At 45.8% G+C, this 10,873-nt stretch carries 9 protein-coding genes; all 9 read right to left on the bottom strand.

What is annotated here, in order from left to right:
- Positions 1-2: 2 nt before the first annotated feature.
- The 9 genes from CI595_RS14825 to recQ all read right to left on the bottom strand — a co-directional run bounded on the left by CI595_RS14825 (position 3) and on the right by recQ (position 10,844).
- Positions 3-1,073, bottom strand: coding sequence for a type IV pilus twitching motility protein PilT (locus CI595_RS14825; RefSeq protein ID WP_278277997.1), 1,071 nt, complete (start codon positions 1,071-1,073; stop codon positions 3-5).
- Positions 1,074-1,145: 72 nt separating this feature from the next.
- The gene (locus CI595_RS14820) at positions 1,146-2,831 is read right to left on the bottom strand and encodes a GspE/PulE family protein (RefSeq protein ID WP_242987001.1); all 1,686 of its coding nucleotides are present in this window, start codon (positions 2,829-2,831) and stop codon (positions 1,146-1,148) included.
- A gap of 8 nt (positions 2,832-2,839) precedes the next feature.
- Complete coding sequence (locus tag CI595_RS14815; protein ID WP_095174415.1) at positions 2,840-3,556, bottom strand: hypothetical protein; 717 nt, start codon at positions 3,554-3,556, stop codon at positions 2,840-2,842.
- On the bottom strand, positions 3,553-5,034 hold the full coding sequence (locus CI595_RS14810; protein WP_095174414.1) for a type IV pilus biogenesis protein PilM: 1,482 nt from the start codon (positions 5,032-5,034) through the stop codon (positions 3,553-3,555). The genes CI595_RS14815 and CI595_RS14810 overlap by 4 nt, the downstream gene beginning before the upstream one ends.
- A 14-nt stretch (positions 5,035-5,048) precedes the next feature.
- On the bottom strand, positions 5,049-6,248 hold the full coding sequence (locus CI595_RS14805) for a type II secretion system F family protein (protein WP_095174413.1): 1,200 nt from the start codon (positions 6,246-6,248) through the stop codon (positions 5,049-5,051).
- Between the two features lie 55 nt (positions 6,249-6,303).
- Positions 6,304-7,083, bottom strand: a complete 780-nt coding sequence (locus CI595_RS14800) for a prepilin peptidase (protein WP_095174412.1) — start codon at positions 7,081-7,083, stop codon at positions 6,304-6,306.
- A gap of 170 nt (positions 7,084-7,253) precedes the next feature.
- The gene (locus tag CI595_RS14795) at positions 7,254-7,697 is read right to left on the bottom strand and encodes a hypothetical protein (RefSeq protein WP_147737727.1); all 444 of its coding nucleotides are present in this window, start codon (positions 7,695-7,697) and stop codon (positions 7,254-7,256) included.
- Between the two features lie 51 nt (positions 7,698-7,748).
- Positions 7,749-8,177 (bottom strand): prepilin-type N-terminal cleavage/methylation domain-containing protein, encoded by a 429-nt coding sequence (locus CI595_RS14790; protein ID WP_095174410.1) that lies wholly within the window; start codon positions 8,175-8,177, stop codon positions 7,749-7,751.
- 342 nt (positions 8,178-8,519) lie between these two features.
- Positions 8,520-10,844, bottom strand: coding sequence for a DNA helicase RecQ (gene recQ / locus CI595_RS14785; RefSeq protein ID WP_095174729.1), 2,325 nt, complete (start codon positions 10,842-10,844; stop codon positions 8,520-8,522).
- Positions 10,845-10,873 lie beyond the last annotated feature (29 nt).

Here is a 10,873-nt window from a genome sequence, read left to right as displayed (position 1 = left end):
TCCTAGAAATACTGCTCCAAATCCCTTTTATCATTAGTATACTGGACCGCCGTCTCCTTTGTTATATACCCTTCCCGCACAAGTCTCATCATATCCATATTCAGCGTATGCATACCCGAAGCACCGCCTGACTGCATCATACTGCTCATCTGATGACTCTTATTCTCACGGATCAGATTTGTTATGGCATCTGTGCCCAGAAGGATCTCCGTTCCGGCAATTCTTCCTCTGCCATCCGGTACAGGCATCAGACACTGGGTGATTACCCCCTTTAAGACTCCCGCAAGCTGTGTCCTTGCCTGGTTCTGGCTTCCTGTGGGACACGCATCGATCACACGCTCGATAGTCTGTGCCGCACCTGTGGTATGGAGCGTTGACAGCACCAGATGTCCTGTCTCAGCCGCAGTCAGTGCAGCCATGATAGTTTCATAATCACGCATCTCTCCCACCAGGATAATATCAGGGTCTTCACGCAGTGCACTTCGCAGCGCAGATGCAAAATCAATCACATCTCTTCCTGTTTCCCTCTGGTGTATCAGAGCCATTTTACTCTCATACGTGTACTCAACCGGGTCTTCTATGGTAATGATATGCTCTGCCCTTGTCTGATTAATATGTTCGATCATTGCCGCCAATGTGGTTGACTTACCGCTTCCCGTAGGCCCTGTGACCAAGATCAGTCCCCTTGGCTCCTCTGCCAGTTTATATAAAAGCTGCGGCATATGCAGCTCTTCCAGCGTGGGAATATGGTTATTCAGCAGTCGTATTGTGGCCGCAATCTTCCCCTGCTGCCGGAATACATTCACCCTCTGCCTGTTGTGGTCCGGCGTCTCCAGCGCAAAATCAATATCATACCCTTCTGCCAGACGCTCCTTTTGTCTCTCATCCAAAAGGCCATACAGCATAAGCTCTGTCTCATGGTCATCCGGCTGTGCCAGCGTCTGTTCCAGCTTTCCGTGAACACGCATCATAAGCGGCATTCCCGCAGAAATATGAAGGTCAGAAGCATTCTCTTCCCTTCCCATCATTATCAGTTGATTCAGATCATACATTTCTTTGCCCTCCATTTTCATTTCTGCCAAAATCCTGTTCTGCGTTTCACGGTCTGCATATGCACTGACCGGACAACCGCCTGTTTCCGTCCTCTATTTGTAATAGGCTACCTTTTTCAGTTCTTCCACACTTGTAATACCCTCCCGGACCATACTCAGTCCGGCATCCTTCAGTGTCTTCATATTTTGCTTCTCAACAGCATAATCCTGTATGGCCTCCGCAGAAGCTCCCTCCATGATCATCTTCCGGACAGTCCTGTCGATCATCAGCACTTCATGGATCGCGATTCTTCCTCTATATCCCGTATAGTTGCACTGCGGACATCCCTTAGGGTGCATGATCTTTTTAATCTCCGGTCCTACGATCAGCCGCTCCTCCGCAGTTGGAATCGTCTCCTCCCCGCAGTCGGGACATATCTTCCTCATAAGTCTCTGGGCAATGATCCCCACCAGAGAGTTAGCAACCATGTATGACTGCAGTCCCATATCCTCCAATCTGATGATAGAAGACGAGGCATCATTGGTATGGAGCGTTGAAAATACCAGATGGCCTGTAATTGCCGAACGTACAGAGATGGACGCAGTCTCCACATCCCTGGTCTCACCTACCATGATAATATCAGGGTCCTGACGGAGCAAAGCCCGCAGACCGATCTCAAAGGTCAGCCCTGCCTGATTGTTTACCTGCATCTGGTTGATCTTAGGCAGGTTCTTCTCCACCGGGTCCTCTATGGTGGAAATATTCACTGCACGTTTGGACAGCTCTGTAAGTATCATATACAGAGTGGTGGTTTTTCCGGAACCTGTAGGTCCCGTAAAATAAATGATCCCATTGGGAGACCCCAGCATACTCTTCAATTTCTTGTAATCATCCTCGTGCATACCAAAGGTTTCCGGATAATCTATATTGGAGTTATTGGCAAGCAGTCTGAGCACGGCCTTTTCCCCAAATACCGTGGGGATCACAGACACTCGGATATTCACATATTCTCCTGCCACTCTCATTCTGAAATGTCCGTCCTGGGGAACTCTCCGCTCTGCAATATCCATGTTGCCTAAAATCTTGATCCTTGCGATCAAAGACGCATGCAGATTTTTCTGCAGTGTCACAAATTCTACGATCACACCGTCAATACGCATACGGACCGTGGTCTTATCCTCAAACGGTTCGATATGGATATCTGACGCATTTGTATTATACGCCCTGTCTATCAAACGGCTGAGCAGGTTGATAATAGGAGTGTCATCATCCCCCTCCTCCTCAATATCAAACTCATCCGTGAGCGCCAGATCCTCAAACTGTTCATTTGCAACGCTTGCGGCTTTTCTGGCCTCAACCTCACTGTAGTAATAACCAATGGCATTTTTCAGGCTGCTGCGGCCGCTGAGACAGATTTCAAGCTGCATACCGGTGAGCTGGCGGATATCTTCAATCGCATAGAAATTAAGCGGGTCATACAACACGATGGTCAGTACACCCTCCGCCTGCTTTACAGCCAGCATCTCATATTTTTCTGCCAGCTGCCTGGGGATCTTCTGTACAGCCTCCACATCCACCTCTATTGTGGAAATGTCTATGATCCGCACCTGCAGAAGAGTGGAAAGCGCTTCCAAAAGCTGCTCCTCCGAAATAAATCCCATATCCGTCAGGGCAGCTCCCAGACGTACCCCTTTATGCTCTTTCTGATAAGCCAGGGCTGCACTTATCTGTTCCTCCGTGACATATCCGTATTCTTTTAAAACGTCTCCGATACGAACATTTCTGATATTATTGTCCATGATAACTCCTACTGCTCCTCAGCCTCACTGTTTCCTTCTGTCCCGGTTTCTGCCTCCATATTTTCAAGAGCTTCACCTAAAAGCCGCTCCTGCACATACATTTCTACATCCTGGTACATATATATTTCAACCGACATACTCAATGTATATTCACTGCTGCCTTCTTTCTGGTTTTTCTGCCATGAAAAATCAGTCACCCTCTGTCTGGGCTGCTGACTGACGGTGACATCCAGCATGGACTGCAGATTTTCCCTGGAACCTGTCATATTCATGGTAAGACTGGCTGTATACATGCCGTCAAAAGGTGTTTCCTCACTGTTTTCCTGCTCCGCACCAAATACAATGTCTCCGTAATTCAGGATCTTGGTATATGCTGTAAAGTCAGGCATTTTAATATCCATATCCGAGACTTGAATGCCGCAGTCTACCGCCGTATTTGTCATCATACGGTCAATTTCCACACTTTTCATCACAGGGTAGTACTTTTCCTGCATGGCAGCCAGCTCTGTTTCCGCTTTTTCCATCCTGTTTTTCATACCAGGCAGTGCTGTCACTTTCATTTCTTTCTCCTGCTTTTCCACCTCTGCCTCTGCGATCTCTTCACCCAGCTTCTGCGTATTTTCCATCAGGGGCATCAGGACCCCTGCGATCAGGCCAAACACAATCAGAAATACAGCCAGTACCATCAATATTTTTTTATCTCTCTCCGTTACTTTAAGTGTCATTCTCCTGCTACCTCCTGCTGCACCGGAGCCATCGTGCAGTTCACTTTCACACTCCAGTCTCCATCCTGATTCTGTGAGTATCCGGTATAATCTACAGACGCAAATATCTCCTCTTCCATAAGCAGCGCGATAAACTGATTGATCTGCTCCACATCCCCTGCACTGGTATTAAAGCTCAGTATTCCCGTTGTGGAATCATAGGAACTGATCTGCGCAGAAACCAGGCCCTCTGCACAGGAGGCGATGATATTTTCCACTGTGCTGTCCACAAGAGGATATTCCCCCAGCTCTGTGCCCAGGGATTCCATACCTGTGTGGATGGCTGAAATGGCTGACATTCTTTCCTGGGCCGCATCGTATTCCTGACACGCTTCAAGGACAGAATCGCTTTGATTGTAATCCTGCAATGTTTTTAATTCACTGGTCAGCATGATCTTTCTCACCAGCAGCACAAGGGATACCAGGACCAATACGCCTATAACCGCCCCCACCGGAACCGTGATCTTTCTTCTGGCTTTTCTTTTCTCTATCTGCTCCGGAGTGTATTTAATCTGAGCCGCCACATTTGTTTTTGGGTCTGTCTTCAGCATTCCGCCAATGGCCAGCGCAAAATTGGCAAAGCTGATATAGGGGTCATTGGTCTTGGCATATGTAAAATGTTTGCTGCTTTCCAATTTTTCCACACCCAGATCCGGATTGATCTGGGCTATACTGTCCTCATAAACAAGGCAGTCCTCATCCGACAATCCCGCAACATACACATCTGTAATCTTCTGCGGTATATTCTGTGCCTTTGCAAACTGGATCAGATTGCTGACAGCCCTGGCCGTCTCCACCGCATATCCGGGTGTCCCCGGCTCTGAAAAGAGTCTCTTTTTGTTAAATGTCTCATATCTGCCTTCAACTAAGAGGGCATTGGTCAGGTTCATCTCATCCACAAATTGGACAATACAAGTTTTTCCTCTGAGCTGCTCCATCTTATCCAAAAGCCGTATCATGGAACCATTGGCACATTCAATCCCGGACAGCTTCACACCCAGCTTCGCAAACAGCTCAACAAACTGTATAGCATAATCCCTGGGTGCTGCCATGGCAAATACCTGCCGTATCTTTGCCTTTTTATCTCCCCCATTCAACGGGAAATAGCCGTAAACCGGACTGGAGATCCTCCCCACATCCGTAAATTCACGGCTCAGATATTCCATCATTTTCTTTTCGTTCAGCACCGGTACCTGCACCACTTTTGCAGTAAACTGATTGCTGTCCAGCACCAGATACACATCTTTTTTTGGAAGGTTCTGCACCTCCCACTGTTCCCGCAACAGCTCAAGCAGGCTTTCTTCATCCACAATGGACCCGTTCACCAGACATCCTGTGGTGTCAATTGTATAATACATCCCCCGGATACTCACTTTTCCGGAGGCATAATCCCCTGTCACTATCCTTATGTATTTATTCGATAAATATACGGTCAGCATGTTGTTACCCCTTTCTAAGACATTCCTGCAATGGAATCATAAGAACCATAAAGAGCACTGAATACAGATACCATGACAAATGCCACGATCACGCCCATAACCAAAAGCATGATCGGCTCAACGTAAGAAACCATTTTTGCAATTGCCATATCTGCATCATATTCCATAAAATCTGCGGTTGAGGACAGCATGGTATCCAAACTACCTGTCTCCTCCCCCACCCGTATGGAGTCGGACAGTTTCCTTACAAATCCATCTACCAGATCCAGGCCGTCACTCAGATTGTTGCCTGCTCTTACAAAGGGTATCACCTGGTCAAACTGAGCATCAATATAATCATTTCCTATTGTCTTTCTTGCGATCTGCAATGCTGATACAATGGGGATACCGGCAGAATACAGCGAACTCAATGTTCTCGCAAACCTTGAAGTGCAGATTGTTTTCTGCAGCTTTCCAAACAGCGGCACTTTCAATTTAAACCTATGCCACTGCAGGCGTACTTTCGGAATAAACAGCAGTGCTCTGACTCCCACAATGACCAGTATTGCCACTACCAGTACTATGATCCAGTGGTTCTGCAGAAGCTCGCTGAACCCCATGAGGATCCTGGTAGACAGGGGCAGTTCTTCCATCTGGGCGAACAGCTCATCAAACTGGGGAAGCACAAATTTAGTAAGTATCAGAACAACTGCTACCACCATGATCCCCAGTATCTTAGGATATGTCATAGAACTGGAAATTTTTGAGTTCAGTTTGTGGCTCTTCTCATAATGTTCTGCCATCTGCATAGATACTTTATCCAGATTACCGCTGGTCTCTGCTGAGCGGTACATATAAATCATCAAAGGCGGAAACGCGCCATTCTGTGCCTCCATAGCATCCGAGAGCGCAATCCCCTGCCGGATCTGCCTGAGTAGATCCTCATAGATTCCCCGCTGTTTCTGGCTGACCGCCTCACCGCTGGCTATAATATTCAAAGCTCTGACAAGCGTAACGCCGGAAGCGATCAGCGTTCCCAACTGTCTTGAAAAATCCGCCAGGACTTTAGGCTTGAACTGTTTCACGCCTTTTGTGTTCTTCATTTCTTTGGCATTCAGTAAAAAAGCATCCTGTTCATGCAGTTTCTGCTGCAGCTCCGTGTCATCAGCTACGTTCATGATGCCCTTTATTACTTTACCATCCAGTGTCCTTGCCTTATATTTAAACTGTGCCATAAAAAGGCCTCCCAATATGTAGTCGAAAAGTATAGGATCCCCATACCTTAAGCCGTTATATTTTCAAAAATCCCAAATACCATGAAATGATCTGTTCTCCCCATAATAGGCCAATCACCATCCCCATACAGAGAAACGGTCCAAACGCAAAATGGTCCTTCCTGCTTTTCTTCTTCCCAAGCAGCAGTCCGATCCCCCATATTCCTCCCAGTAAAATAGCAAGGAACGTGGAAACCAGTGTGATCTTCCATCCCAAAAATGCCCCGCATGCACCCATCAGCTTAATATCCCCGCCGCCGAATGCCCCCGGTACTGCCAGTGTCAGAAGAAGCATGGGGATACTCACGCAGACAACCCCGATGAGCCTGGATACAAGGGATATTTCCGGCATTGTAAAACATGCAGCCACAGCCAGTATGTATATGGCGATCCAGCTCCCGTCCTCAATTTCCATGGTATCTATATCCATAAATGCCACTACTGTCAGAATACAGAAAAATAGGAACACGGTCAATGCCACAGCCGGCTTTTCCTTATAATACCAGGCGCAGAACAGCGCGGCTCCGCCGCCAAATAGTTCTATGAGTGTATCCCTGACACCAATTTTCTTTTTACAGTAACGGCACTTTCCACCCAGGAAAGCGTAACTGAACAGCGGGATCAGATCCAAAGCCCCCAATTGATGACTGCAGGATGGGCAGAGAGAATGTCCCCTCACAAAATCCATTTTTCTGGGAACACGGTAGATGATCACGTTCAGGAAAGAAAAAATACAGGTTCCCAAAAAAAATATCAACACAGCAATGAATGCCTGATAACTATTATATACGTCCATATGAGCCTCTTTGTTCCAAATTATTTTTTTAGAAGGACGAACTTCACTTTATGATTCATAAATCTTCATCCTCTTAAAAAGACAATTCCGAATCAAATTTCACTTTTGCCTCAGGAAATGACAAAAAGGGATTTCACCTGGCTCATACCAAACGAAATCCCCTCCTGTTATTAGTTTTTATAATGCCGGGTCTTCCGGTAAATTGTCCATGTTCCGGAATCCTTATCATCTGCTTCGTAGATTACTAAGTATTTTCCCTCCTGATATGTCATGCTCAGCACACGGCATTTGGCTTTATCCCAAGAAACAAGATGAATTTCACCTTCCACACCGGAATAACTCTTCACTTCCTCTTCCGCCTCCTCCGCCATTCCACTTTCACGTGAACTGTCCAGAAGCGGTTCATCTAAACCATTGTACTGTATAGAGAGCAGTTCTGTGTTCAGAAGCACATTTTTGGCACTTCGCAGTGCAGACCGCATTTGTATGGATTGATCCCAATACCATAGCGCTGGTGCAAGAACAGCTATGCTGATTAGGAGCGTTAGCAGGGAGATTTTTAGTAGTCTGCGGAATTTTGTTTTGCGGGTGAGAGTTTCATAATCTGTTTGCATTTTTAATTATGAAACCTCCTATATAATAAATCACCTAAAATATTTTATTAGCTAGTTACTTTTGGGAACAGATGGTTGTGTCCATCCTGTACCTTTAGTCCATGTAACTAAATATTTACCATTTTGGTACTGAAATGCTACTATTTCATCATCTGTAACGTCCGCGTTAAAACTAACGGTTGCATTAAGTGCACTTATTGTTCCATTTGCATTTGCCGCATTCCCAACTTTACTCGCCACTGTATAAGTCTTACCGGCATTAGCGTCATTTGAGTAGAAATCTGCGATGTCTACTTGAAGCTGTGTTAAAATAGATGCACCATCAGCTTTACAATTAGCCTGATTAGCTTTTGCAACATACTTCGTCACACTCGGCACCATAACCGCCGCCAACACCAAAATAATAACAATAACAACAATCAATTCCACCAGAGTAAAACCTTTTTTATTTTTCCGGTTTTCCCTTAATCTTTTCACCATATGTGAATCCCTCCATTAACTTTATTTTCCATCCACATACCTGCACCTGAATGTGGATGATACATGCGGATAAAATAGCAAACCTGCATTTACTTATTGTATAATCTTATTGCAAGCTACTGCTTGTATGCCGCATTTACCCGAACTCTTGCATTAGTTCATTATATAATTTTTGACTACTTTTGTCAACAAAACCATTAACAACCATATTAATTCTTTCTTAATTTTTGCAAATTTGTAATATTCACTTTAATATTTATCTTATCGTCTCTTTTGTTTATCATAAAGGTTAATTGGATTTAATTAAATATCCAAAACCTTTTTTCACAACCAATTTTTCTCTTACTTTTCCCCCTCCTTTATCATCTCCAGCAGTGCCCTCTGTGCATCCTCTGAATAGTACAGAACCTCATACGCATTCCCTTTTTCGCTTACCCGCATCTCTGCTGTAATCCCAATTTTCTTTCCTTTTTCTGCTGCGCGCTGCATGGGGATTCCCCGCATTCCATATGTCTCCAGATATCCTTCATCCAGCAGCTTTTGCAGCACTGCCTTATTGGTCAGACGCTTCACAGCGCTTTCATCGCGCAGTTCATTTAACTGGGAGACCAGTTCACTGAGCGTCATTTTATCGGCAAACAAAAACCTCTGTTCCATATCCTCTGTCAAAGAAAATTCCTGTTTCCCCTTTGCCTTTGTCTTCTTTTTCTCCGCATTCACACGGATCACTTCATTTTCTTCAGCCTCTTCTCCTGTTGAGTTCCCTCCTGCATCGGCAGATTCTTCCCCACTCATATCATCACTATCCCCGTCATCCGGCACATTATCTCTGATACAGGCCACAAAACGCTCCCCATACTTTTCATATTTAAATTCTCCCACCCCTGTAACCGACAACATTGCGTTTCTGGTTCTCGGCTTTAATATACACATATGGGTCAAGGTCTTGTCAGAGAAAACAATATAAGGCGGAACCTTCTCCTCCCTTGCAATTTCTGTCCGAAGTCCCCGCAGCACCTCAAAGAGCTTTTCGTCTTCCTCCGTAAATTCCGCTCCTGCAAACCCGGCGGCAGGCCCCTTCCTGCTCTTCTTCTCTTTCTTCTCACTGGATGTATGTTCCTGCTCTTTTGCCATTTTCATAGTGATCTGTGCCCCGTCAGCCAGCACCTCCTCTGATTTGGCGGTCAGTTTTACAACAGTGTACTCATCATTGGTAACCGTAAGATACTCATTTAAAAGCAGATAATTGATAACCTGCCTGAGCCTATAGATGGGGACTTTTGCCAGCTCCCCATAATTGGGGTTCTCATCCATCCTGTAATTTCTGATCTTCGCCGTATTTGCCCCGTGTACCGTGTCTATAATGACCGTAGTTCCATATCTTTGTCTGCTGCTTTTCACACACCCGATCAGGGCCTTTGCAGTCTCTGTCACATCCACAGTCTCAAACTGGCTCAGACAGTTAGAACAATTCCCGCAGTAATTCTCCCCATATTCTCCGAAATACCGCAGTATGTAATCCCGCAGGCATTCATTCGTAAAACAATAATACGTCATCTTACGAAGTCTCTCCCTGTCCCGCTCTGCCACCATCTCCCGTGTCACCTGGTCAAGTTCCCGGTTGTCCTGGCTGTTGTCAATGAACAGCTGGTTTGTCACCACATCCTGCCCCCCATAGAGTAAAATACACTCCGCCGGCTCCCCGTCACGCCCTGCACGTCCTGCCTCCTGATAATAGCTCTCCATATTTTTCGGCATATTATAATGTACCACAAATCTTACGTTTGACTTGTCAATTCCCATGCCAAACGCATTTGTAGCCACAATGATCTGATACCTGTCATATATAAAATCATCCTGATTCCGCTTCCTCTCCCCGTCACCAAGCCCTGCATGATAACGGGTCACGGAAAATCCATCCTCCCGCAGCTTTCCGCATACTTCCTCCACACCTTTCCTGGTCAGACAGTATACAATGCCGCATTCACCGGGATGCATTTCCAGATAATTTTTCAGCACTTCATATTTATTCTTTGGAGCCTGCACTCCAAAATACAGGTTCGGCCTGTCAAACCCTGTTGTCAATACCTCCGGATCCTCCAGGAGCAGAATATCCATAATATCATCCCGCACCTCTTTGGTGGCTGTAGCCGTAAATGCACTCACCACAGGCCGTTTCGGCAGTTTTTTAATAAACTCCACAATCTTCAGATAACTGGGCCTGAAATCCTGTCCCCACTGGGAAACACAATGTGCCTCATCTACCGCTACCATGGCAATATCTGCATGAAGCGCAAAATCCAAAAACTCCTCTGTCACCAGCCGCTCCGGCGCCACATAGATAATGGGGTATCTCCCCTGTCTCGCATAATCCAGGGCTTTATAATATTGTCCCACTGTCAGGGAACTGTTCAGAAACGCCGCATGGATTCCTGCCTGATTCAAAGATCCCACCTGGTCTTTCATCAGAGAAATAAGAGGCGAAATCACCAGGGTGATCCCATCCATAAGCATGGCAGGTACCTGATAACAAAGGGATTTTCCTGCTCCTGTGGGCATAATCCCAAGCACATCCCTTCCCGACAGAATGCTGTCTATCAGCAGTTCCTGCCCATCCCGGAAGGTATCATAGCCAAAGTATTTTTTCAGTATTTGATATTTATCCATACTGCCTCCTTCTTTTATCTGTTTACAAT

The sequence above is a fragment of the Blautia hominis genome, from assembly GCA_002270465.1.
Lineage (GTDB): Bacteria > Bacillota > Clostridia > Lachnospirales > Lachnospiraceae > Blautia > Blautia hominis.
The sequence above is the reverse complement of the archived record's forward strand: the minus strand, read 5'-3'. Positions and strand labels throughout refer to the sequence as shown.

What these genes read in the sequence shown, in the direction of transcription:
- CI595_RS14795 (WP_147737727.1), bottom strand. Translation starts at nt 7,697, where the DNA reads ATGCAAACAGATTATGAAACTCTCACCCGCAAAACAAAATTCCGCAGA.
- CI595_RS14820 (WP_242987001.1), bottom strand. Translation starts at nt 2,831, where the DNA reads ATGGACAATAATATCAGAAATGTTCGTATCGGAGACGTTTTAAAAGAA.
- recQ (WP_095174729.1), bottom strand. Translation starts at nt 10,844, where the DNA reads ATGGATAAATATCAAATACTGAAAAAATACTTTGGCTATGATACCTTC.
- CI595_RS14810 (WP_095174414.1), bottom strand. Translation starts at nt 5,034, where the DNA reads ATGCTGACCGTATATTTATCGAATAAATACATAAGGATAGTGACAGGG.
- CI595_RS14790 (WP_095174410.1), bottom strand. Translation starts at nt 8,177, where the DNA reads ATGGTGAAAAGATTAAGGGAAAACCGGAAAAATAAAAAAGGTTTTACT.
- CI595_RS14805 (WP_095174413.1), bottom strand. Translation starts at nt 6,248, where the DNA reads ATGGCACAGTTTAAATATAAGGCAAGGACACTGGATGGTAAAGTAATA.
- CI595_RS14825 (WP_278277997.1), bottom strand. Translation starts at nt 1,073, where the DNA reads ATGAAAATGGAGGGCAAAGAAATGTATGATCTGAATCAACTGATAATG.
- CI595_RS14800 (WP_095174412.1), bottom strand. Translation starts at nt 7,083, where the DNA reads ATGGACGTATATAATAGTTATCAGGCATTCATTGCTGTGTTGATATTT.
- CI595_RS14815 (WP_095174415.1), bottom strand. Translation starts at nt 3,556, where the DNA reads ATGACACTTAAAGTAACGGAGAGAGATAAAAAAATATTGATGGTACTG.